Source organism: Gaetbulibacter saemankumensis DSM 17032, from assembly GCF_000425645.1.
Taxonomy (GTDB): Bacteria; Bacteroidota; Bacteroidia; order Flavobacteriales; family Flavobacteriaceae; genus Gaetbulibacter; species Gaetbulibacter saemankumensis.
Window position 1 is genome coordinate 126,684 of record NZ_AUDV01000007.1, and the last position, 24,001, is coordinate 150,684.

20 protein-coding genes and 2 pseudogenes are annotated in these 24,001 nt (G+C 32.1%); 18 read left to right on the plus strand and 4 right to left on the minus strand.

Features of this window, described 5'->3' with window-relative positions:
- Positions 1-29: 29 nt before the first annotated feature.
- The 5 genes and pseudogenes from H611_RS0105160 to H611_RS0105180 all read left to right on the plus strand — a co-directional run bounded on the left by H611_RS0105160 (position 30) and on the right by H611_RS0105180 (position 5,820).
- Positions 30-875, plus strand: coding sequence for an ABC transporter ATP-binding protein (locus tag H611_RS0105160; RefSeq protein WP_027137355.1), 846 nt, complete (start codon positions 30-32; stop codon positions 873-875).
- A gap of 11 nt (positions 876-886) precedes the next feature.
- Positions 887-1,717 (plus strand): ABC transporter ATP-binding protein, encoded by an 831-nt coding sequence (locus tag H611_RS0105165; protein ID WP_027137356.1) that lies wholly within the window; start codon positions 887-889, stop codon positions 1,715-1,717.
- Between the two features lie 168 nt (positions 1,718-1,885).
- Positions 1,886-3,160, plus strand: a complete 1,275-nt coding sequence (locus H611_RS0105170) for an alginate export family protein (RefSeq protein WP_027137357.1) — start codon at positions 1,886-1,888, stop codon at positions 3,158-3,160.
- Positions 3,161-3,277: 117 nt separating this feature from the next.
- Positions 3,278-4,117 (plus strand): annotated as a pseudogene (locus tag H611_RS13975) (YifB family Mg chelatase-like AAA ATPase); the annotation flags it as partial.
- Between the two features lie 68 nt (positions 4,118-4,185).
- Positions 4,186-5,820, plus strand: coding sequence for a recombinase family protein (locus H611_RS0105180; protein WP_027137358.1), 1,635 nt, complete (start codon positions 4,186-4,188; stop codon positions 5,818-5,820).
- A 579-nt stretch (positions 5,821-6,399) separates the two neighbouring features.
- Here H611_RS0105180 and H611_RS0105190 read toward each other — a convergent pair.
- A complete protein-coding gene (locus H611_RS0105190) occupies positions 6,400-9,033 on the minus strand; it encodes a DEAD/DEAH box helicase family protein (RefSeq protein ID WP_027137360.1) in 2,634 nt (877 codons plus the stop codon).
- Between the two features lie 140 nt (positions 9,034-9,173).
- Positions 9,174-9,452 (minus strand): hypothetical protein, encoded by a 279-nt coding sequence (locus H611_RS0105195; RefSeq protein ID WP_027137361.1) that lies wholly within the window; start codon positions 9,450-9,452, stop codon positions 9,174-9,176.
- Between the two features lie 394 nt (positions 9,453-9,846).
- Here H611_RS0105195 and H611_RS0105200 point away from each other — a divergent pair, with 394 nt between their 5' ends.
- The 6 genes from H611_RS0105200 to H611_RS0105225 all read left to right on the plus strand — a co-directional run bounded on the left by H611_RS0105200 (position 9,847) and on the right by H611_RS0105225 (position 13,717).
- Positions 9,847-10,485, plus strand: a complete 639-nt coding sequence (locus H611_RS0105200; protein ID WP_035483475.1) for a recombinase family protein — start codon at positions 9,847-9,849, stop codon at positions 10,483-10,485.
- A 336-nt stretch (positions 10,486-10,821) separates the two neighbouring features.
- Positions 10,822-11,520, plus strand: a complete 699-nt coding sequence (locus H611_RS0105205; RefSeq protein ID WP_027137363.1) for a hypothetical protein — start codon at positions 10,822-10,824, stop codon at positions 11,518-11,520.
- A gap of 87 nt (positions 11,521-11,607) precedes the next feature.
- Positions 11,608-12,105 (plus strand): hypothetical protein, encoded by a 498-nt coding sequence (locus H611_RS0105210; RefSeq protein WP_027137364.1) that lies wholly within the window; start codon positions 11,608-11,610, stop codon positions 12,103-12,105.
- A 20-nt stretch (positions 12,106-12,125) separates the two neighbouring features.
- Positions 12,126-12,281 (plus strand): hypothetical protein, encoded by a 156-nt coding sequence (locus H611_RS14730; protein ID WP_157515052.1) that lies wholly within the window; start codon positions 12,126-12,128, stop codon positions 12,279-12,281.
- A 109-nt stretch (positions 12,282-12,390) separates the two neighbouring features.
- Complete coding sequence (locus tag H611_RS0105220; RefSeq protein ID WP_157515053.1) at positions 12,391-12,951, plus strand: hypothetical protein; 561 nt, start codon at positions 12,391-12,393, stop codon at positions 12,949-12,951.
- Between the two features lie 250 nt (positions 12,952-13,201).
- Positions 13,202-13,717 carry a hypothetical protein gene (locus tag H611_RS0105225; RefSeq protein WP_027137366.1) on the plus strand — a complete coding sequence of 172 codons (516 nt, stop codon included), beginning with the start codon at positions 13,202-13,204 and terminating at the stop codon, positions 13,715-13,717.
- A gap of 56 nt (positions 13,718-13,773) precedes the next feature.
- On the opposite strand, the gene H611_RS14735 is transcribed toward H611_RS0105225, so the two are convergent.
- The gene (locus H611_RS14735) at positions 13,774-14,010 is read right to left on the minus strand and encodes a hypothetical protein (RefSeq protein ID WP_157515054.1); all 237 of its coding nucleotides are present in this window, start codon (positions 14,008-14,010) and stop codon (positions 13,774-13,776) included.
- Between the two features lie 566 nt (positions 14,011-14,576).
- On the opposite strand from H611_RS14735, the pseudogene H611_RS13980 reads away from it, so the two are divergent.
- The 7 genes and pseudogenes from H611_RS13980 to H611_RS0105270 form a co-directional block, all read left to right on the plus strand.
- Positions 14,577-15,290 (plus strand): annotated as a pseudogene (locus tag H611_RS13980) (YifB family Mg chelatase-like AAA ATPase); the annotation flags it as partial.
- A gap of 44 nt (positions 15,291-15,334) precedes the next feature.
- Positions 15,335-16,447 (plus strand): DUF2891 domain-containing protein, encoded by a 1,113-nt coding sequence (locus H611_RS0105245; RefSeq protein ID WP_027137369.1) that lies wholly within the window; start codon positions 15,335-15,337, stop codon positions 16,445-16,447.
- Between the two features lie 99 nt (positions 16,448-16,546).
- Positions 16,547-19,756: a S41 family peptidase gene (locus H611_RS0105250; RefSeq protein WP_027137370.1), complete on the plus strand. Its 3,210-nt coding sequence runs from the start codon at positions 16,547-16,549 to the stop codon at positions 19,754-19,756.
- Positions 19,757-19,759: 3 nt separating this feature from the next.
- Positions 19,760-20,989: an Nramp family divalent metal transporter gene (locus H611_RS0105255; protein ID WP_027137371.1), complete on the plus strand. Its 1,230-nt coding sequence runs from the start codon at positions 19,760-19,762 to the stop codon at positions 20,987-20,989.
- 5 nt (positions 20,990-20,994) lie between these two features.
- Positions 20,995-21,729, plus strand: a complete 735-nt coding sequence (gene pxpA, locus H611_RS0105260) for a 5-oxoprolinase subunit PxpA (protein ID WP_035483479.1) — start codon at positions 20,995-20,997, stop codon at positions 21,727-21,729.
- Positions 21,730-21,732: 3 nt separating this feature from the next.
- On the plus strand, positions 21,733-22,467 hold the full coding sequence (pxpB, locus tag H611_RS0105265; RefSeq protein WP_027137373.1) for a 5-oxoprolinase subunit PxpB: 735 nt from the start codon (positions 21,733-21,735) through the stop codon (positions 22,465-22,467).
- Positions 22,424-23,317 (plus strand): 5-oxoprolinase subunit C family protein, encoded by an 894-nt coding sequence (locus H611_RS0105270; RefSeq protein WP_245574771.1) that lies wholly within the window; start codon positions 22,424-22,426, stop codon positions 23,315-23,317. Before pxpB ends, H611_RS0105270 begins: the two co-directional genes overlap by 44 nt.
- Here H611_RS0105270 and deoD read toward each other — a convergent pair.
- Positions 23,303-24,001, minus strand: a complete 699-nt coding sequence (gene deoD, locus H611_RS0105275; protein WP_027137375.1) for a purine-nucleoside phosphorylase — start codon at positions 23,999-24,001, stop codon at positions 23,303-23,305. The genes H611_RS0105270 and deoD overlap by 15 nt on opposite strands.

The window sequence follows — 24,001 nt, forward strand, 5'->3', positions numbered from 1 at the left end:
TTACAATTTCAACATTAAAGATTAAGGATATGTCATATCTAGAATTAAATAATATACATAAAAATTACGGTCAAGGAGATTATGAAACAGAAGTGTTGTCTAATATTAATCTGTCGATTGAAGAAGGAGAATTTGTAGCCATTGTAGGTTTTACAGGTAGTGGCAAAACAACTCTGGTTAATTTAATTAACGGGTTGTTAGAGCCAACCAGAGGAGAAGTGCTTTTTAAAGGTAAACCTGTATTCGGAACAAGTCATGAACGTGGTGTGATTTTTCAAAATTATTCGCTTTTACCATGGTTAACCGTGGGACAGAATGTATTCATGGCGGTAAAGGAAGTCTTTCCTAAAAAGAGCAAAAAGGAACTGAATGCCATTGTAGAGGAATATGTTGAAATGGTAAATCTTTCTCATGCCATTAATAAACGACCTAAAGAATTATCAGGTGGGATGCGTCAACGGGTAGCGGTAGCCAGGGCTTTAGCGATGAAACCAGAAATGATTATTATGGATGAACCTTTAGGAGCTTTAGATGCTTTAACGCGTGGAAATCTTCAAGACGAAATTTTAAATATCTGGGGAAAAGATAAACGTACCGCTTTATTAATTACGAATGATGTGGATGAGGGACTTTATATGGCTGACCGCATAATCCCTCTTAAACCAGGTCCGAAAGCGACTTTAGGTCCTGAATTTAAAATTGATATTGAACGTCCAAGAGATAAAACCGAGTTAAATGATAATCCTAATTTTAAGAAAACTAGAAATGCTATTATAGAATATTTAATGGATATAGGAAACGAAAGAAAGTCTGAAGCACAAGAGGCAATTGTATTGCCAGATGTAGAACCTAAAGCATTTGTTGGACGCTTTTAAAAAGAAAAATTATGAATACTGTATTAAAAAATAGGTCATTACTAGATATATCAGATAACGGTTTATTTCCACCATCGAATGTTATGTTGGATTTGAAGCACTTAAAAAAAGTGTATCCAACACCAAAAGGTGATTACGTTGTGTTGGAAGATTTAAATCTTCAAATAATGAAGGAGGAGTTTGTTACCATAATAGGTCATTCAGGTTGTGGTAAAACAACAATGCTTTCTATGATTGCAGGACTTAATAAAATTTCGGGTGGTAATATTTCGGTTTTAGGTAGTCATATTAAAGGTCCTGGACCAGATAGAGGTGTTATTTTTCAGGCGCCAAGTTTAATGCCTTGGATGACCTCACTTCAAAATGTGCTGCTTGGGGTAAATCAGGTTTTTCCCCATGCAACAAAAGCACAACGTAATGATATTGCTAAATATTACCTTCAAAAGGTGGGCTTGGAAGATGCGTTTCATAAAAAAGCGAGCGATTTGTCACAAGGTATGCAACAACGAGTAGGTATTGCACGAGCTTTTGCCATAAAGCCTAAAGTATTGCTTCTTGATGAGCCTTTTGGTATGCTCGATTCATTAACTCGAGGGGAACTTCAAGATACTCTAATTGAAATTTGGAATAAAGAAAAAATTACAGCCGTAATGATTACCCATGACGTCGATGAAGCTATATTTTTAGCAGATCGAGTCGTTATGATGACCAGTGGTCCTAAAGCTAAAATTGGCGATATTTTAGAAATCGATTTTCAAAGACCAAGAACACGGAAAACGGTGCTTGAACATGATGATTATTACAAATACAGAAAGCATTTAATAGATTTTCTTGAGCACTAATTTTACGTGTAATTAGATTAAAAGAAAAATTATTTTTAATTTAATACAATAGAAAAATAAATAGAAATGACTTTTATCATGGCAATATACAAATGCTCTTAATACTTTTAAAAACAGTTTAATAATAAAAATTAATTAAAATTAATCAACCAAATTAAAATTAAAAAAATGAAAAAACAATACGTAATACTAGGTTTACTTATAGGGTGCTTGCAATTTGTGCATGCACAGTTTACATTAGATGGTGAGTTTAAACCTAGAGCGGAGTACCGCCACGGTTTCGGAAGTTTAATACAAGAATCGGCAGAACCAGGATTTGGTGTTTCTACAAGGGTAAGATTAAATGCTGGGTATGCAACCGATGTATATAAGCTGTATGTTAGTTTTCAGGATGTTATGGTTTGGGGTGAAAACAGACAAATATTACCTTATGATATGAATAATTCCTTTGCTGTATTTCAAGCCTGGGCAGAATTTCAATTAGGTTCAGGATGGTCTACCAAACTAGGACGTCAAATATTGTCCTATGATGATCAGCGTATTCTTGGTGCTTTAGATTGGGCTCAACAAGGGCGTAATCATGATGCTGGTCTAATCAAATATAAGAAGAATAAATTCGCTTTTGATTTGGCTTTAGCCTGGAATCAAGATTATTCAGATCCAACAGGATTTGTATCTGTAGGAAATGCGTATAATACATCAGGTTTTTTCTCTTATAAAACGATGCAAATGGCGCATTTAAGTAATGCTTGGGAGAGTTTTTCAGGAAGTTTATTATTAATGAATAACGGCTTCCAAGATGCCGATGCTAGCTTGACTGATGTAGTTAATTTACAAACAATAGGGGTGCATTTAAAATATGGCAAAAAGGCTTTCTCATTAGCGGCAAATGCATATTTACAAACGGGTGAAGCTATTTATGGAACTTCGTATAAAGATGTTAAAGGAGCTTATTTACTTGGTTTGGATTTAGGCTATAAAGTGTCGTCCAAAGTAGGATTGGGAGCAGGTGTTGAATTAATAAGTGGAAACGATAAAACTGATACTTCTGAAACCGGAGCATTCTTCCCTTTATACGGAACAAATCATAAATTTAATGGTTTTATGGATTATTTCTATGTTGGGAATCACGCAAACAGTGTTGGTTTATTAGATGTTCATGTGAGTGCTAATTTTAAGCTAAATGAAACATCTAATTTAATGGCAAAAGTTTTAAACTTTAGTGCGGAAAAGGAATTGACTTCAGGGGAGAAATCATTAGGGACGGAAGTTGATTTGGTATATTCAAAAACCTTCAAAGGTTTTGGTTTAAATTTAGGGTATTCTCATATGTTTGCTAGCGATGGGATGTATGAATTAAAGGGTGTGTCAGAAAGTGTAGCTGCTGATGTACAGAACTGGGCATGGGTGCAGTTATTAATTAAACCTAAGTTTATAAATTAAAATATTTATAAAGTGTTAGTATAAAAATCCCGCTTCTGCGGGATTTTTTATGAGTGGTAATTATGTTGTTTTCAAATTAAATTACTTTTCTTACATTTATTGTAATAAAAGTAAACTATGCTTAAAAAAGTTTTTGGTAGTGCAGTCTTTGGTGTAGAGGCTAAAACTATTACAGTTGAAGTTAATGTGGATTCAGGAATTGGTTATCATTTGGTAGGTTTGCCAGATAATGCTATTAAAGAAAGCAATTACCGTATTGCGGCTGCTTTGCAGAATAATGGATATAAAATACCCGGTAAGAAGATAACTATTAATATGGCTCCCGCCGATTTGCGTAAAGAGGGTAGTGCTTATGATTTAACCTTAGCTATTGGGATCTTAGCGGCATCAAGTCAAATAAAAGCTCCCGAATTAGAAAAGTATATTATTATGGGAGAACTCTCGTTAGATGGTAGTTTGCAGCCTATAAAAGGAGCTTTACCCATTGCAGTGAAGGCTAGAGAAGAAGGTTTTAAAGGGTTTATTCTTTCCAAAGAAAATGCTAAGGAAGCTGCAATAGTTGATAACTTAGAAGTTTATGGCGTAGATAACATCAAGCAGGTAATCGATTTTTTTGATTGTGGTGAGAAACTTAATCAGACTATAATTAATACTAGAGAAGAGTTTTATAAAAATTTGGAGTTTCCTGAATATGATTTTAACGATGTTAAAGGGCAGGAAAGTATTAAGCGATGTATGGAAATAGCCGCTGCTGGAGGGCATAATATTATTTTAATAGGACCTCCAGGCGCTGGGAAAACAATGCTAGCTAAGCGATTACCAAGTATTCTTCCACCAATGACATTACATGAAGCTTTAGAGACGACTAAAATACATTCGGTTGTTGGTCGAGTAAAAGATTCTGGATTAATGGCGCAACGACCATTTCGTAGTCCGCATCACACAATCAGTGATGTGTAGAATGTTTTTGTGTGGGTGATTTTTATTGGTTATATTTGATATGTAATCAATTGAACTATAGGATTATGTTAGGTATTTATACACGACTTAGTAAAGAAGATGATGAATCAAATTCCATCAAAAACCAAACAAGGGAAGCACTTCAATATGTAGAAGATAAATCTATTAAAGATTATAAAATATATAATGAAGGGAAAGGGTTTTCGGGTACTCTAAGAATCCAAGAAAGGCCAGAACTAAACCAGATGATAAAAGATATGGAATCTGGTGAAGTTACTTCTGTTTGGATGCGTAAACAAGATAGATTGGCCCGATTGGGTATTACCGTTATGTTGTTTGCTGATGCAGTTGTTAAAAATGGTATAACCCTAATATTTGGTGATAAAGGTGAAGTTGATTTAACCGACCCAATAGAAATGTTTCACCTAACCATTATGGCTGGGGTGGATGCACTAAAACCAGCACAACAATCTAAAGCAACCAAGCGAGCATTAAAAGATAATGCACAAGAAGGTAAAGTTTGGGGGGTTATTCCATATGGTTACAGAAGTGATGAAAATATGATGCCATATGTTCATAAAGAAGAAGCTGAAATAATTAAAAGAATATTCAATGAATATCTATCTGGAAAAGGTCCAAAAACAATTTCCACCAGCCTTAATAAAGAAAATATACCAACAAAATATAATAGTAGAAAAGGTACTATTAAAAGAAGAAATAAATACACTAAAAAAGTAACTGAAAAATCAACTGGTAATATTAAATGGTCAGCTAAAACAGTTAGTGATATCTTAAAAAATACTTGGTATGTTGGTGAAAGAAAATTTGGTGGTGAAAAATACCCAACACCAATAATTATTGATAGTGTTCTTTTTAATAAGGTCCAAAAAGCAATTAAATCAAGAAAAGGTACAAGAACAACAACACCCAAATATAAATACCTTCTGAAAGGATTAATAAGATGTAATAAATGTGGAAGAAATTATTATGGTAGATATAGAGAATCAAAAAAGGATAATTTCTATATGTGTTCAAGCAAAAGAAGTGCAGCAACTAATTGTGGTAATAAATCAATTAGTATTCCAATGCTGGAATCTTTTATTATTAAACACCTTTTTAAATCAAAAGACCTTCTGAAAATGATGGAATCTATACTATCAACTAATGTGGCATTGGATGCTGTTAATTCAGAAATTAAACAATTGGAAGATGATATTATTAAAACAAAATCGAGGGTAAATAAATATGCTAAACTATTGGGTGATGAACTACAAGATGATATATTTATTATTAAACAATATACCAATGCAAAAAGTAAATTGAAATCACTTGAACAAACATTAAATAAACTAAAGATTGAACAAGCTGATTTAACCAATTCTAATGCATTAAAAACTTATAATAAGGAATTAACAAGCGTTAATGCTAAAAGTGATTTTAATACTCTTAAAATGGCTGTTAATAATATTATTGAAGATATAGTAATTGAATCCTTTGATACAAAACAACCTTCATATATGATAACCATAAAATATAAAGGTTTTAATGATTATACCATCTGGAATACTGAACTACCTTATAATGATTGGTTTTGTGCATTAGATACACATAATACTTATAATATATCTTGTGGCATTCCAGCTGTTTATTCTTTGAAACCTATTAAATTATTAGATGATGAAATATTTAACTTTAACTAATTAAAGAAATCTTTTAGTTAACCCACCATTATTAAAACCCTTGATTTTAACCCAGAATCAGGGGTTCTTCTTTTTAATATCCCAGAATCACAATGTGAAAACACTATATAATAAAAACCTTTCATAAATCACTTGTTAAGAAGAAGATAATACTTATAAGAGATAATAAAACCACTGATACCAATGAATATCAATATGTAATTACTAATACCAAATATATCACCAATAAATAAAGATAATAACCCATATAAGAAACAAACAACAGTACAGATAATACCAGCCACATATACAGTAACTAATGTTATGTATTTAATTATTAATCTTTTTTCTGGTAGTGATGGTTGAATGTAATACCAACATATTAAACCCATTAAATTTCCAACAATAGTAATCACCAAAATTTCCATATATAAACCCATAAATTAAACTATTCTATAACCAAATTTAATCAGTAGATTTATTTTAAATCAGATAATTGAAGAATAACCTTCAACAAGTTTTTAACTATTTATGTGTAAAATGTATAGTAAAAAAATAGGTGGATATATATAGCATACTACGTAAATAATTACTCATATATTACGATAAATGCACCATATTTTCAATCATTATACCATTATTAGGAATATTGGATATAGGACCGTTGTAGGTGCTATAATCATTAAATAGTTCTATATGGTACTTATATCCGCATACTAGAGTTGGTAATGTTATATTATAATTTAATAGGTCTTCAAATTTAACAATAATGGCATCGTGAAATCGATAACTTTTAAATGGTAATATGTTACTGTAATTTTCCATTAGTTTTTTTTCATTAGCAGTCATTAATTCATAAAATGTACCTTTTTGTACTCCAGCTGTCATTTCTGCTAATTGTTTGGAGTTAACCTCATCATAGCCACAATCTAAATATATTTTTTTAGCACTATATACAGACAACCGATGGTTGTTTAATGTAGAATTATATAATTTTTTTGCTTGGTCACGTGTAATTCCTCTTTTATTCATTAAATTATTATAAATATTAAGTGCAATGTTAGTCTTAAGTATACTATCAGTAATTTGTGGGTTAGCACTTGCTAGGTCAATTGATACATATTTGATTGGTATGATGCAGCGAAACTTCGCTGGTAATTGAGTTAATGGGTTATATTCACGACTCTTAATTTCTTCAAATTCACTTACAAGACCTTCTGTTAAGAAGTATATTAAAGCATTCAACATTTTTTTCTTTATACTTTTTCGAGTATTAGAATTTACATAAGCACTAGTGTTATTTAAAGCTTTATAAACGCCTTTAACAACCTCATCGAGCCAAATATATTCAGTGGTATTTAAAGTTATTTTAGAGTCCATACAACGTTTTAAAATTACTCTTACAGTGTTCCTGATACGGTTTTTGTCCTTACTTTTTTCTATGTATAAGTTAGTATCATAAAAGATATCGTATAATTTAATTTCACGTTCTACATTTTTGGGTAGAATGTTATTGGTTATCTTATGACACGCATAAAGTATTTGCCAGTCATTTGTTAAGTGCTCTTTATTTTTTAAGATGTTGGTCGTTTTTTTAGAAAAATAAAGACGGTTGCAACTGTTAATCTGTTGAGGTGTTAACTGATTATAATAATTGGAGGTATTTACATTGGACCTCAAAAATAAATCCATAGAGTTATAAAACTCATTAGGTTTAACTCTTTGGTTATCCAATTTATTAATAATAGATGTTGCATTAGTTATTTTTAATAAATAAGCACTTAAGTATTGTAAAGCTAGTTTTACTGAATAATTCCCTTCTTTTTTAAATTTTAAACTTCTTTTTATAGCAAAGTAACCATATAATAACTCCATTTCATTTTGTTTTAATAGGTTGTTTAATATTGTTTTAAATGGTGTTTTTTTTTCAGTATAATTTGCAGTTGGATTAGGGTTAATGTAGTCTGTAACTATGAAATTATATGATTCTAAAACTGATTTTAAGACACTTTCATTATACAATTGATAATCATATATACATTGTAAAATAGGAGCCAAAATAACTGCTCTATTGGTGTATAGCTGAGGTGTTATTTGTTTGTAGTTTATAGACGAATACCATTGCATAGTAGTTGCCGTTTGATGCCATCTGGTTAATTCAATGGGATAGGTTGAAATCATATTATTCACGTCATTTATAGAATCTAAATATTTTATTTCATTACCATCTTGGTCGTGTGTTGCAGTAGAATTTACAAAAAGTGCATTATGAACATTTGTTCTGCATCGGCCATAAGCTTGCACAACATCGTTAATATGTATTTGGTATGCGTGGTTCTTTTGTTCAGAAATTATACATATTGAACAATCTTTAGTTATATCATATCCCGCAAAAAAACTACTGGATGCAAATATTATATCTGTGTTTTCGTAAATGTCAGGGCCATTGTAGTTTCCTCTTTCAAAAGGCTTTAATTTGAGGTCAAGAGTTAATCCTACCAAGTTTTTTACATTTAAATTTTTAAAGGATTTGTGGTAATTTGGGTTATTAGTGAAAACGATTACCAATCGACCTTTATGGTGCTCATCCATTATAAATTGTTTAGCGTCTTTTAAATTACTTGAAAGTTTAAGTTTCCTTTTGTTCTGGTCGGCTTTAGTTATTTTATAATATGTAATGTTTTTATCCGTTGGAACATCTAGATAATTATAGTTAGGGGTGGCAGTGCTTAATTTAAAAGGTGCATTCCATTCATTATACACTAGTTCTAAAAAATGTCCAACTTCATCCCTATAATTGGAAGATACCGTAAAGGCGTGTATTTCATCTATAAAGATGGGAATTTTTATTAGTTGGTTGTATAACTCTTTATTTTTGTTTTTTATTTTTATAATTTGATTTGGCGTTGTATTAATTATAATATTGGTGCTGATATTTAACCAATCATTTAATTCATTCCACTTATCATCGGACTTTTCATAGATAAAAAATTGCTTATCACTTAAAAAGTCACAGCGCTTGTCCTCTTTACTTTTAATCATTCCAACATTTGGACTAATGATTAGGCAGTTTCCTTTGGTGTAATTTAATATGGAGTGTGTACCACCGTTACCAGTGCTACCTTTTATAATATAAGTGTTATTTGTAAAGTCGGTTATAACTTCTAAGGCTTTTCCGCTAACATATTTACTGTTATATTGTATTTCATTAATTTTTATTTCATTCTTGAACATTTAAAAGGTTAGTATTAATTTTTTCACCTTTTTAGATAGCTTATTATGTTTTTATACTATTTATTATAAACATCATTTATTAGCATCCAAAAGGAGTGTTATTTAAGAGGTCGTGGGTGACCTCTTTTTTTTTATCAATATTATATTTCGATGATGTAGTTTTTTATCATTGAATTTAATTTTACCCAATATGCTGAACGTACAGCTTTTCTAGTGTTATAAGTTGGGTCATTAGGTCTTGGTAGAGGGTAAATTTTACGTAACCATCGATTTTTTAGTAGTGTTTTTCCGTTAGATATGTCACCAGCTTCATTAATAAAATATAATACCAGTAATAGGTTTTTTCTTTGTGAGTGAGTTAATTGGTTGTAATCATCAGTAACTTTAAATTGCTTTTTGTTTCTTTTTTCGTTTTTCATTTTTTTTATTTAAGAAATCGCTATAGTCCTTTATAAAAAGGGCTTAATAATATGTAGTCTATTATTGATATAAAAACCCATTTTGTAAATAGTAAACATTGACTTTTCGATGAAATACATATAAATCTGCTGAAATACGTTAATAGGGAGGGGTGATTATGTTGTGCTTTTTGGAAATCTCAGGGCATCCGATTTTTATGAAGTTTATTGTGGTGATGTTAATATTGGTAGGGAGTTTGAGGTTTTTTATAGTATCCGTCCTTAACCTTTATATATATAACAATGAAACTTAAGGACGGGGTATAATTTATCAATGTTATTATTTTACATAACAGAAATGTTCATTACAAAGATGTAAAATTGTTTATCTTTAGGTATTAAAAAAATAGATAGAATGAAGTATGTTAGCTATTATCGTGTATCTACCCGTAAACAAGATTTAGGCCTAAAGGCCCAACAAACTATTGTTAATAATCATTTAAAACCTGATGATGAGGTGGTGGGGTCATTTGCAGAAAAGGAAACTGGTACCAATAAGCGAGTTAGGATAGAATTGCAAAAGGCAATTGATTTGGTGAAGAAAACTAATGCTACATTATTAATAGCTAAGTTAGACCGCTTAAGTCGTAATGTTGCTTTTGTATCAACACTAATGGATTCTGGTATTGATTTTAAAGCATTGGATATGCCTTACGCTAATAAGCTAACCATTCATATTTTTAGTGCAATTGCAGAACACGAAGCAGAATTGATTGCTAATAGAACTAAACAAGCATTAGCAGAACTAAAGAAAGATGGTGTTAAACTAGGCAAACCCGAAAATATGACCCAAGAGGGACGTAACAAGGGCGTAAAGACTAATATAGAAAAAGCAAAAACCAATATCAATAACCGTAAGGCTAGGGCATTTATAAAGGCGTTGCGTTCACAAGGATTAAATTTTAATCAAATTGCTAAGGAACTTAATTCTAATGGCTTTGTTACTAGTCGAGGGAAACAATTTCAGGCTATTCAGGTCCAAAGACTAGTGTAGATTATTAATTTCTCCCCCCTATTAGATTGCCCTACATTATTTATATATAAATAAGTTAATGAATGTCTTTTTTGGGGGCTAGGGGGTATAAAATATGTGTGTTCACTATCTATGGAGCAAAATTTAGAGTCAGTAGGCTTCTACTTAGTAGAAAAAATAGGTGTGAAATATTCTACAATATTGTTTATAACTCTTAATATGTTTGTTTTTTATAAGAAGCATTAATAATTAAATTTACTTCACTAATACATCAAATTAAGAAACCTTAGGGTAAGTGAATTAAAGTATATTTTAGTAAAGATTTAATTTTTCTTTTGATGAAAAAATTCTAATTATATGAATTATAAAACAGAATCTTTGGCATATTTAAAGGATATTCAAAGGGTGTACAATAAAGTAAGGGAGGTTGTAGAATCAAAAAAGGACTATGTTTATATAGATTTTGATGATGAGAAGAAAATTGTTATTAAGGACTTAGATTTTGAATCTGATTTTCATTTTATAATACATAATCCAACATTTATGAACAACAAGTTTATGTATAAATTAACTCTAAAACCTTATAATGCTGGGCCTATTGAAACTAAAACTGTTTCCGTTGCATCTCATAATAATGGGATATTTCAAACTTTAACAAACTGGATTAGCTTAATCGAGCAATATGAAACACTTGAATTACACCCAAATAGTAAAGTGTTTCAACATTACGAAAAGGAAATATTTAAATCATTTACTTTTATTGATGATGAAAATGATGATTTACCCTTAGAGCGTGAGAAACAAATTCTTTTAAGTGAATGGATAGATGAGGCAATTGTTATATTAGAAGAAGATGAAGGTGATAATACTCAAATAATTGAAGAATTAAAGTATTTAAATGCTAATATGCCTAAATTGAATCAAAAACAGATTAAATTAAAGTTTGGTCGTACAATGGCAAAAGTTAAGTTTACCAGTATTACATTAATAAATAAATTAGCAGAAATAAGTACAAGTTGGGGTGTTGGAAAGTTACTAGATATGTTTATACATTAATTATAACTAAAGGAAAACTCTTTCTCATAAAGGAAGCTATTCTCATACATTTAATTCCTGAATAAATTATTTTATAATATTAAAAATATGGCAATACAACATTTAGAATTTGACGATGTGATAAAGGTTAGAAAATCACTTTTAATATCAAGTTTAATTGGTTTGTTTTTTAAACAAATGATTAATTTTTCATCTGGTGATTTCGAGTTTTTTGGTTTCAAAGTAATTAATCTTGATGCCACATTTATACCAAATTTTATTGGGGGTATAATCATTTTTTTTATGGTGGTTTTTGGAATACGAATAATGAATGATAGATTTAAAGAAAAATATACAGCAAAAATTAATTGGATTGATTCAACCAATTTTCATAATGTCGAATTTATAGCTAAAACAGCACAGCAAATATTCAAAGAAAAATTGTTGCAAGCATATGACGATGAAGTGAAAATGGAAATGACATTTAATAAAAGAGCAATAATATTTCTTGATTTATGGTTCCCAATTATCTTTGCTATTATCGTTTTGTGTAATATATACTTTGATATTTTTAACTTTTATATTTATGGTAAGTGTTTACCTTAAAACTTTATTAAACACTATTAATGAAAAGCAGATTTCTTTTATTGTTCACCGTAACATTATTATTTAGTTCTTGTTCAATTGATGGTAATACGCCAGATAGAATAATAGGTAATTGGCAAATCATTGAATATTATGATAATTCAGTTAGGGGAAAAGAATATTTTGAAGTTGATTAATTAATTATAGAAGGTGTAACATATAATGGTATAAGTGCATATGTTTTATACTAAAAGTTAACCCACCGCTACGGTGGGTTTTTTTATCTTTAAAAATAAAGGAAAATTTATGAGTAATAAATACACAATAGATGATTTTAGTTGGTTTTTAAATAGACATAATATTCTTAAAGAAATTTACACCGAAGAAGAATTGGATTTGTTTTTAGATGAATATGGTGATGAAATTAACTTTCATAATTATTGTTGGTCACTATTTAATAGAGCATTAAAAAAGAGTGCTGATAAATATCGTATAGATGGAAATGAGGAACAATTTTATCAAAGAAATGGAAGTATTTATTATTCAATGGGTAGGTTTAGACGTGAAGAAGGTGGTAATGTAAACTCGGTTAATAAGTACTTAAGAATGGGGTTTGAATCACAAGCAAAAGCGCATATGGTGAGTGATTTAAAAGGTAGTGTAAAAATAATAGCACAAGTGGTTGCCGCCCCAAAAGGCAGATGTGAATATGCAGATAGTATAAATGATAAATTAATAGAAATTGATGATTTAATTGATGAATGCCACATTGCAACAGATAAATGCACAAGTTCGTTCAGTTGTGCGTGTACATTCGGTATTAAACCAGTACGTGATAAAAATGGGCGTATTATTTGGAAGAAGTAAATATGTTTGATAATTATAAAAAGAACGACCCAAGATTCTGGTGGGTGTATACCAAATATACCAGACCAGTATTAATTGTGCTTTTTATTTTATTAGTTATAATAGTAATTTATGATAAATTGATTAACTTATAGATTATAAGAATCATTAGACTATGATTTTTAGACTGGAATTAGTTTTTTGAAAATATTCTTGTTGATAGTGCTAATTTTAGTAACTGCGGTATAAGTTAAATTAAACAATCATAAAAATGGAAAATAATCAGATAGAAGATAATATTAAACAAACTAAGAAAATTTTACTTTTAAATGAGGTTAGTGCTAAAAAGAAATTAACTAGAGAAGATATAATCGAAATAACAAAGCTTGAAGCTGAGGGAGTTATAAAAAAAGAAGAGATTTATAATATTGGCAAGGTTTTTCCAGAATTTTTTAAAATGCAAATTACGTTAATTAATGCTTTAATTAATGTTTCTTATAATTTTAATGAAAGCCATAAGAAATCAGTTGAGCCATTAATGGAAGTTATAAGAGAATCAGCTAATATTTTGGAAAAACTCACGGAAAAGGTGGAAAGTGATGAGTCTATTAAAATTATTGCGGAAAAATCTATTGAACTTGCAAAAATACACATTGAAATCTTAAAAATTAATGAGAGAATGTCAAAAGATAAAAATTCAGTTTATAAAAGGTTGATTTCTAATTTGGTATTTGCGACTGTTGTTGGAGGAATTTTCTTTTTTAAAAGAGTCGGTAAGCTAGGTTAATAGTTGATATAGGTTTAAAGTTGATTATTTAAATAATGTTATTCGTATTAAGTTTATTATTCAAAACAAACACCTCTACAATATCCTAATGTACTGTCGCAATGTAGGAAATTGATTGTTGTTACATCACCTTGTTTAAAATTTACTGTATTAGAAGCACTCCAACTTCTGGTTCCACACGTGAAATTTATATCAACATTAATATTTGAATAGCCGCCTGACATACCTTTATTTAGAGAAAAGGTTTGTGAGCTACCAAATTCAATATTTAAGTTAGAGAATTCATATCCCACGAGGCTAATATTTGTAATGACTTTATCAGTATTGCTATTATTCACTATAGTTAGTGATGTAGATTCATTTTCATCTGATGAACTACAGGTAAATAGTAATATTGTTAAAAGTGTAAGAAATTTTGATTTCATATAATCGAATACTATCCAAATTTAAAAAATATTCAACAATTGAACAATATTCAACAACCCACACATTTAATATATTTACAGATGTAGTAGTATGCGCCATTATAGCAAGAACTTTTATTGTTGACTAGACAAATCGTACTACTAAAATATAATTCCGTTCAGGAAATAAATGTTTACCTTTAAAAATAAATAATATGAATAAATTAGTTTCACTTATTATACAGCCAGATTTAGATTATGATGTTAAAAAACTGCAATATTTCGCAATAATAATTATTGTTGGAATAATCGCACATAGGCATTATTTTATTAAAGGAATTAATAATACTTATAGCAATAGGACGATTCTTTATTGCTTCTATGTTTTATTATTATTTGTTATTTGGTCGTATATAATACCAATCTTTGTATAGTAAATTCATACCACCACATTATATACTATCACAGATGTGGCTTTGGTAGGAGGTGGGGCTTATCCGCAACCGGGAGAAATTTCTCTTTCTCACAATGGAGTTTTGTTTTTAGATGAATTACCAGAGTTTAAACGCAGTGTTTTAGAAGTACTCAGACAGCCTCTGGAAGATCGGGAGGTGACCATCTCAAGAGCTAAATTTACCGTTACCTATCCGAGTAGTTTTATGTTGGTTGCAAGTATGAATCCAAGTCCTGGAGGGTATTTTAATGATCCAAACGCGCCTGTAACTTCAAGCCCTGCTGAAATGCAGCGTTATTTGAGTAAAATTTCAGGGCCACTTTTAGATCGTATTGATATTCATATTGAGGTGACTCCTGTACCTTTCGAAAAGTTATCGGAAGAACGTAAAAGTGAGTCGTCTACGGATATTAGAAAACGTGTAACCAAAGCACGTGAAATTCAGACTGAACGTTTCTGTGATCTGGAAAATATTCATTATAATGCACAAATGAATACGAAGCAAATTCGAAAGCATTGTGCGTTAGATTCAACTTCAAAGGAACTTTTAAAAAAGGCTATGGAGCGCTTAAGTCTTTCTGCTCGAGCTTATGACAGGATACTAAAAGTCGCTCGTACTATTGCCGATTTAGAGGGTTCAGAACAGGTAAATGGTACTCATATTAGTGAAGCGATTCAATACAGAAGTTTAGACCGAGAAGGTTGGTTAGGGTAAATAAATTTGTATAATTGCATTTTTAATAATCAAATTTATTCGGAATGAAGTATTATATATTAATAGCATTAACCTTAGTTTTAAGTTGTAACACATCAAAAAAAGAAGAGAAAACTGCTGATGATATGCCTGTGAATGATAATGTTTTAAAGCCTGAATTAAATTTGGAGCAAGCCAATATGTTGGCAGATTTACCATTGCACTGTATTAATACAGAATATCCGAATAAATTATCTCAGACACTTGGAGGTGATGAAGATTTAAAAGCACCTCGCGAATTACATCCTGCATTTTATGGTTGTTTTGACTGGCATTCTTCGGTACATGGGCATTGGAGTTTAGTAAGTTTATTAAAACAATTTCCAAACATTAATGATGCTCAGAGTGTGAAGAAACGTTTGTTAACGAATTTGTCCAAAGAAAATATAGATGCCGAAGTATTATATTTTCAAGGAAAGCATAATAAAAGTTATGAGCGTACTTATGGCTGGGCTTGGTTGTTGAAATTGGCTGAAGAATTACATACTTGGGATGCATCTGAAGCGCGTGTTTTAGAAAATAATTTGCAGCCATTAACCGATATTATCGTTGATAAATTTATAGCTTACTTACCAAAACTCAATTATCCATTACGTGTAGGAACACATACGAATACGGCTTTTGGATTGTCTTTTGCATATGATTATGCGAAGGCTGTAAATAATATAACTCTAAAGGAAGCTATAACAAGTAGAGCTAAATTTTTCTATGCAAACGATATTAATTGTCCAATATCATGGGAGCCTAGCGGTTCCGATTTTTTATCACCTTGTTTAGAAGAAGCCGCTTTGATGAAGCGACTTTTGTCTCAGGAAGAATTTAAAATTTGGATTCATAAATTTTTACCACAACTTGAAAATAAGGCGTTTACCATAGAAACTGGTAAAGTGTCCGATAGAACTGATGGCCATTTAGTACACTTAGATGGTGTGAATTTTTCTAGAGCATGGAATTTAATTAAGATTTCCGAGGGACTTCCAGAGTATGAGCATTTGCATAATGTTGCTTATAATCATGTGAATCATTCCTTGCCAAGTATTTTTGGCGACAGTTATGAGGGAGGGCATTGGTTAGGTACTTTTGCTATATATGCACTTAAGGAAATCAATAAAGATTAGCCATATTTAGGAATAAGTTGTTAAATTATTATTAATTAGACTTTATACCCTTAAAATATTTATTGTTTTGTAAACGTAAACAACTCAATTAATATTGAAATGAAGCTAATTAATACTTTTACTTTTTTTATTTTTTTAACCAATTTGGCTTTTGCTCAGGGAGCTTTGGTTAATGCACCATCTATGAGTCCTGATGGTCAGAAAATCGCCTTTAATTATCAAGGTGATATTTGGACGGCTAATGTAGACGGTTCTGATATCAAGCGAATTACCATACATGAAGCTTATGATACTAAACCATTATGGGGAGCAGATGGCAAGCAGATTGCATTTCAAAGTAACCGATTTGGAGGTTATGATATTTTTACTGTCCCTGCTGAAGGAGGGATACCAAAGCGGATTACTTATCATTCAACAAGTGATTATTTAACCGATTATACAGCGAGCGGAGATATTATTTTTTCAACCAGAAGAAACTTTGTTCAGGTCGAAAACGAGATGGAAACCCATATTGTTAGTGCTCATGGAGGCACTCCAAAGCGTTATTTGGATGCATTAGGTTTCGATGCAAGATTATCGCCAAATGGCAAATTTGTTGTATTTACAAAAGGCTATTGTCGTATTCAAAGAGAAGCGTATCAAGGTTCGGCGAATAGAGATATATGGTTATACGATATAAAAAATGACAAATACACACAGTTAACAGTTTTTGAAGGAAATGATTTTTATCCGCAGTGGGCCGATAATAATACTATTTACTTTCAGTCTTCTCGTTCTGGACGTTATAATGTTTATAAGCTTGAAATTGATAATCAAGGTGAAAAAAATAGTGACATTTCTCAGATTACCAATTTTAAAGATATGGGAATTTTTTCCTTTAATTTAAGTCGCAATGGTAAAGATATTGTCTTGGTTAAAGGCGATGAGTTATATCATGTAAATGTAGTTACTCAAGATAAAAAAGCCATTAATTTAGATATCGCGTCTGATTATAAGTTTTATCCTGTTTCGCATAAAACATTTACAAGCCGAATTGAGGACGTTGCTATATCGCCCAATGGAGAAAAGAGTGCTTTTGTTATTCGAGGAGAACTTTTTGTAAAAACGACTAATAAGGATGATAAGAAAACAGTAAACTTATCGAAATCGGCATATAGAGATAGAATGCCAGCTTGGTTAAATGATAGTACCTTAGTATTTGTTTCAGACAGGGAAGGTCAGAATGATTTTTATTTAGTAAAATCTGGAGATGAGAAAGAATCGGATTTAGTTAAAACATTAAAATATGAGGTCGTTCGCTTAACAAAGACAAGTGAGGATGAAAAGGATCCGGTAATATCTCCAGATGGTAAATCTATTGCTTTTTCGAGAGGAACGGATAAATTAATCGTTGCAGAAATTAATTCGAAAGGAAATATAACCAATGAAAATGTGTTACTAAATGGCTGGGCTTCACCTTCAGGAGTGTCATGGTCACCAGATTCAAAATGGTTAGCATATAGTTTAAGTGATTTAGAATTTAATAATGAAATTTATATTCATAAAGCTGATAATTCGGAATCACCTGTTAATATCTCTATGCATCCAAAACAGGATATGAATCCTATTTGGAGTCCTGATGGATCTAAATTAATGTTTTCATCAAATAGGAATAATGGCGATTACGATATTTGGTTTACTTGGTTAAAAAAGGCCGATTGGGAAAAAACACCCGAAGATTGGAAAGACGAAGAGGCAAAATCGAAAAGTAAATCTTCGGCAAAAAAAGGGGGTAAATCTAAAGATTCTATAACACCAATTGCTATTGATTTTGAAGATATTCATGAGCGTCAAGTTCAAGTTACAGCTTCAGTGGGTGGTGAGTTCGGTGAGTTTTTCTGTAAAGACGGAAAAACCATTTATTACACAACAGGAAGTAGAAGTCGAGGTAATGCTAAGGTTGATAGCGATCTTTTTAAAATTTCCTGGGATAAAAAAGGCGAAAAGTCGTTAACATCAAATAATTCTAAGCCGGCTCATTTTTCGGTAGACAGTAAGTCTTCAAAGGTTCTTTTTACCAGAGGTTCAGGAACTTTATCGGTAATGAGTTTGTCTAGTAATAAACCGGAAAGCTTATCGGTGAGTGCAAAAATGGATGTCGATTATTTCAAAGAATCGGATCAGATTTTTGAGGAGGCATGGCGAGCAATTAACGATGGGTTTTATGATCCTAATTTTCATGGTAGAGATTGGGAAGCTTTAAAGAAAGTCTATAAGCCACTTGCAATGAAAGCTTCAACGCGTAGCGATTTTCAAAATATTTTTAATTGGATGCTTGGTCAAGTGAATGCCAGTCACATGGGCTTTAGAAATGGTGAGAATTTAGAAAATGTACAGAGAGAATCTACTGGATTGTTGGGAGTAGAATTAAAACCTCTATCTAATGGTCATGTTGAGGTAACTTCGCTGGTTTCAGGGATGCCAGCTAGTAAAAGTACAAGTAGATTGTATAAAGGTGATGTTATCACGGCTGTGAATGGGGTTGATTTAGATAAAAAGACTAATTTTTATAGTTTATTTCAAGGGGTGGCCAATCAAATTATTTATTTAAATGTGAATCGTGCTAACGAAAAACGAGAAGTTCTTATAAGACCGGAGTATTCAAATCAGCGAGAAAACTATCTGGCCTGGGTTAAGGAGCGTAAGCGATTAACGGATAAATATTCAAATGGAAAATTAGGTTATGTTCATATTGAAGGTATGAATTGGCAGAGCTTTGAAGAATTTGAAAGAGAACTTACGGCAGCAGGTTACGGTAAGGAAGGTATTGTTATCGATGTGCGCTATAATGGTGGTGGTTGGACAACTGATTATCTAATGGCAGTTTTAAATGTAAAGCAACACGCTTACACAGTGCCAAGGGGAGCAGCTGAGAATTTAGAAAAGGAACATACTAAATTCAAAAATCACTATCCATATAGTGAACGATTGCCTTTTGCGGCTTGGACAAAACCTTCTATTGCTTTATGTAATAGCAATAGCTATTCTAATGCTGAAATATTTTCGCATGCCTATAAATCATTAGAAATTGGTACCTTGGTTGGCGAACCAACATTTGGTGCCGTAATTTCAACAGGAAGTGCCAGTTTAATGGATGGTTCTATGGTAAGAATGCCTTTTAGAGGTTGGTATAACAAGGAAACAGGAAAAAACATGGATTTTGTGCCTGCGATGCCTGATATTTTAGTTAAACAACATCCGGGTGATAAAGCAAAAGGGGTTGACTTACAGTTAAAGGCGGCAGTTGATGCTTTATTAAAACAAATATAACTAGTGAAAGAATGGTTTAAAAATATTGGTCCGGGGCCCTTGGTAGCAGCTGCTTTCATCGGCCCCGGAACAGTTACAGTATGTACCTTAGCAGGTGTAAACTTTGGTTATTCGTTACTGTGGGCTATGGTCTTATCTGTTGTCGCCACCATCGTGCTGCAAGGTATGTCTGCTAGATTGGGACTTATTTCTCAACAAGGGTTAGCAGAGGTTATCAGATCTGAAATAAAATCTCCATTAATAAAGATTTTTGCACTTGTTTTAATTCTTATGGCCATCGTTGTTGGCAATGCCGCCTATGAAGCCGGTAATATTACTGGTGGTGTGCTAGGTCTTGAGGCTTTAATCGAAAATCCATCCTTACAAATAGGAAATTTTACATTAAAAGGGTTTAATGTGTTGATAGGTGTTTTGGCTTTTATTTTGTTGTACATTGGTAATTATAAGGTTATTGAAAAAGTTCTGATTTTTTTAGTGATTTTGATGAGTATGGCGTTTTTGGTGACTGCCATCATAACCAAACCAGATTATGTTTTGGTATTTAAAAGTATGTTTAGGCCTCAGGTGTCTAAAGAAAGTATCTTAACTATTATGGCGCTTATTGGAACTACGGTTGTGCCATATAATTTATTCTTACATGCCTCGTTGGTAAAAGAAAAATGGCATCGATCATCCGATTTAAGTTTAGTAAATAAAGACACCGTAGTGGCTGTTGTATTAGGAGGTTTGGTATCAATGAGTATTATTATAGCAGCAACTTCAATCCAATCTAGTACTATTAATAATGCCGCTGATTTAGCTAAAAGTCTGGAGCCGTTATTTGGAAGTTTTGCTAGGTATTTCTTGGCTATTGGGCTGTTTGCGGCTGGTATGACAAGCGCTATTACAGCTCCCTTAGCAGCTGCTTATGTAACTACTGGTTGTTTAGGTTGGCCTTCACATTTAAAGAGTAAAAGGTTTAAAGCGGTCTGGATTGTAGTGTTATTTATTGGTGTTTTTTGTTCATCATTGGGAATAAAACCCATTGAAGTTATTAAGTTTGCTCAAATAGCCAACGGGGTCTTATTGCCTTTTATCGCAGGCTTTTTAATCTGGGTGGTAAATAAATCTTCGGTCTTGGGTACTTATAAAAATAGCTTAAAGCAGAATATTATAGCTCTAATTATTTTTGGAATTAGTATATTACTCTCTGTAGTTACTTTAATTAAAGTGCTACACATAACATTGAATTAATTACTATGTTTTCTGTAGATTTAAATGCCGATGTGGGTGAAGGTATTGGAAACGAGTCTCTAATTTTGCCTTATCTTTCTTCTTGTAATATAGCTTGTGGGGGACATGCCGGTGATGGGGATTCGATGCGGGCTGTAGTACATTTGGCGAAAGAAGAGGGCGTGCTAATAGGGGCGCATCCTTCATTTCCTGATAAGGAAAATTTTGGTAGAGAACCTATGGATATATCCTATGCGGCTCTTTATGCTTCCTTGAAACATCAGGTAGATAATTTAATAGCTATTCTTCAAGAGGAACAGGTAGGATTACATCATATAAAGCCTCATGGCGCATTGTATAATTTGGCCGCAAAAGATGAAAAAATTGCTACTGTTATTATAGAGCTGATTAAGAGTTATGCGCTTTCAATAAAATTATATGTGCCTTATAAGTCAGTGATTTCAGGATTGGCTATAAAAAATAGTATTCAAGTAGTATATGAAGTGTTTGCCGATAGAAATTATAATAATGATTTATCATTAGTTTCCAGAAAAAGCAAAATGGCGATTATTGAAGATGAAAATGAAGTTTTTGAGCACGTGTATCAGATGATTACAAAGCGTGAAGTTAAGGTGATTACAGGGCAAAATGTTTCGATTATCGCCGAAACGGTATGCGTGCATGGTGATAATATTAAAGCAGTTGAATTGGTTAAAAAGCTAAGACGCCAATTAGAAAAAAAGGGGGTGTTGGTAACTTAATACATGAGTTTTAATCTAAAATATAAACCATACGGAGAATATGCTATTTTAATTGAATGGCCAAGTAAGATTCAGGAGGATATTCTTTATGATATTCTAAAATTTAAACATAAAATAATTGCTGAAAATATTGATGGTATTCTCGAGTTGAAATCTGCTTATAACAGTTTACTAGTTGTTTGTGATAAGGAGATTTCCGACTTGAAAAGTATTGGTGACCGGCTGAAAACAATATATACAAAAGAAGAAGTTAAAGATGCTGGGGTGGATTCAGTTACCTGGATAATTCCTGTTTGCTATGATTTTAGTTTTGGTTTGGATTTAAAGCAGCTTTCAGAAGAGAAAAATATTACTGTAGAAGAAATTATTAAAAAGCATTCTGAAACAATTTATACGGTTTATTTTGTGGGGTTTTTACCAGGATTCCTTTATTTAGGAGGGCTTGATGACATCCTTCATACACCAAGGAAAGCCATGCCAAGAATGCAAATTGAAAAAGGAGCCGTTGCCATTGGTGGTAAACAGACGGGTATTTATCCTGTTCAGAGTCCGGGAGGATGGAATATTATTGGCAATACACCGGTTAGTTTTTTCGACCCACAAAAAGAAACGCCTTGTTTTGCAAAAGCTGGGGATAAAATTGTTTTTAAGCCTATTACTTTAAAGGCGTATGGTGATATTAAAATTCTAGCCGATGCTGGGGTTTATCAAATTGAAATCGAAAACGGGCATGATTAAAGTTATTAAACCAGGTTTTTATTCAACCATTCAGGATTTAGGACGTTATGCTTATCAGGATTTTGGAGTGCCATATGCTGGTGTTATGGATCAGCTTTCGGCTCAATTAGCCAATCATATATTAGGGAATAACCTAAACGATGCTGTTTTGGAGATTACCATGAAAGGCCCTGAACTTGAGTTTTTGAGTCCTACTTTAATTTGTGTTTCTGGAGCTCAAATGAACCCTATGCTGAATAAGACACCTGTTCATATGAATAAAATGATTTCTGTTGAAAAAGGAACAATACTTTCTTTTGGGAAATTGGAATCTGGTGTTCGGTGTTATTTAAGTGTGCGGGGGGGATTTCAAACGGAGCTCATAATGCGGAGCCGTAGTATGTATAGCGGTATAACAAAGCAGATAACTATTAGTAAAGGTGATGAATTGGAAATAGGGGAGGTTAACCGGTTTTTGGCTGATAAAAATGCCCATGTAAAAGTAAATGCTCATCATATTTCCGAGCATGTTATTGAAGCATATGAAGGTCCTGAATTTTCAAAATTATCAAAAGAGGCTCAGCATATTTTAAAAGCTCAAGAATTCACCATCTCTAACGATAATAGTCGCATGGCTTATCAATTGAAAGAGTTATTACAGAATGATTTGGATGCCATTTTAACGACACCTGTTCTTCCAGGGACAGTACAGTTAACACCATCCGGGAAGTTAATTGTGCTTATGCGAGATTGTCAAACTACCGGGGGGTATCCAAGAGTGCTTCAATTGAGTAGTCAGGCTATTAATGTATTGTCTCAAAAGTTAACCGGTACCAAAATTAAATTTAAAATAGTGTCAATCGAGTTCTAATGCAATTTCAACCATTTCATTAAAAGTCGTTTCTCGTTCTTCACTAGTGGTGCGTTCCCCTGTTACAAGGGAGTCGGAAATGGTTAAAATAGTTAATGCTTTGGCTTGATATTTGGCTGCGACCGTGTAAAGTCCTGCTGTTTCCATTTCTACACATAATACACCGAATTTAGACCATTTTTTATAGGTTTTTATGTCATCAGCATAAAATTCATCAGAGGTAAATACGTTTCCTGCTTTTATTGGAATGTTTTTTGTTTTTGCCACTTCAATGGCTTTTTGAAATAAATCGAAACTAGCAGTGGGCGCATAATCTGTACCTTCAAACCGATTCCTGTTCACGCCCGAATTGGAAGAAGCTGCCATGGCAATAACAATATCCCTTATTTTTACATGTTTTTGATATGATCCTGCAGAGCCCACACGAATAAGATTTTTTACATCGTATTGCGTGATTAATTCATGGGCGTAAATGGAAATAGAGGGAATTCCCATACCGGTGCCCATCACAGAAATTCGTTTTCCTTTGTAAGAGCCTGTATAGCCAAGCATATTTCGCACTCTGTTAAAACATACCGGATTTTCGAGAAAGGTTTCCGCTATCCATTTAGCACGTAAGGGATCACCAGGCAATAGAATGGTTTCTGCAATGTCTCCTTTTTTTGCTTCAATATGAACACTCAT

Bases quoted from the DNA above. Each gene is read 5' to 3' on its own strand.
- H611_RS0105165 (WP_027137356.1), top strand. From the start codon at position 887: ATGAATACTGTATTAAAAAATAGGTCATTACTAGATATATCAGATAAC.
- H611_RS0105220 (WP_157515053.1), top strand. From the start codon at position 12,391: ATGAGTAATAAATACACAATAGATGATTTTAGTTGGTTTTTAAATAGA.
- pxpA (WP_035483479.1), top strand. From the start codon at position 20,995: ATGTTTTCTGTAGATTTAAATGCCGATGTGGGTGAAGGTATTGGAAAC.
- H611_RS0105195 (WP_027137361.1), bottom strand. From the start codon at position 9,452: ATGAAAAACGAAAAAAGAAACAAAAAGCAATTTAAAGTTACTGATGAT.
- H611_RS0105190 (WP_027137360.1), bottom strand. From the start codon at position 9,033: ATGTTCAAGAATGAAATAAAAATTAATGAAATACAATATAACAGTAAA.
- deoD (WP_027137375.1), bottom strand. From the start codon at position 24,001: ATGAGTGTTCATATTGAAGCAAAAAAAGGAGACATTGCAGAAACCATT.
- H611_RS0105245 (WP_027137369.1), top strand. From the start codon at position 15,335: ATGAAGTATTATATATTAATAGCATTAACCTTAGTTTTAAGTTGTAAC.
- H611_RS0105270 (WP_245574771.1), top strand. From the start codon at position 22,424: ATGCTGGGGTTTATCAAATTGAAATCGAAAACGGGCATGATTAAAGTT.
- H611_RS0105170 (WP_027137357.1), top strand. From the start codon at position 1,886: ATGAAAAAACAATACGTAATACTAGGTTTACTTATAGGGTGCTTGCAA.
- H611_RS0105205 (WP_027137363.1), top strand. From the start codon at position 10,822: ATGAATTATAAAACAGAATCTTTGGCATATTTAAAGGATATTCAAAGG.
- pxpB (WP_027137373.1), top strand. From the start codon at position 21,733: ATGAGTTTTAATCTAAAATATAAACCATACGGAGAATATGCTATTTTA.
- H611_RS0105210 (WP_027137364.1), top strand. From the start codon at position 11,608: ATGGCAATACAACATTTAGAATTTGACGATGTGATAAAGGTTAGAAAA.
- H611_RS0105180 (WP_027137358.1), top strand. From the start codon at position 4,186: ATGTTAGGTATTTATACACGACTTAGTAAAGAAGATGATGAATCAAAT.
- H611_RS14730 (WP_157515052.1), top strand. From the start codon at position 12,126: ATGAAAAGCAGATTTCTTTTATTGTTCACCGTAACATTATTATTTAGT.
- H611_RS0105250 (WP_027137370.1), top strand. From the start codon at position 16,547: ATGAAGCTAATTAATACTTTTACTTTTTTTATTTTTTTAACCAATTTG.
- H611_RS0105200 (WP_035483475.1), top strand. From the start codon at position 9,847: ATGAAGTATGTTAGCTATTATCGTGTATCTACCCGTAAACAAGATTTA.
- H611_RS0105160 (WP_027137355.1), top strand. From the start codon at position 30: ATGTCATATCTAGAATTAAATAATATACATAAAAATTACGGTCAAGGA.
- H611_RS0105225 (WP_027137366.1), top strand. From the start codon at position 13,202: ATGGAAAATAATCAGATAGAAGATAATATTAAACAAACTAAGAAAATT.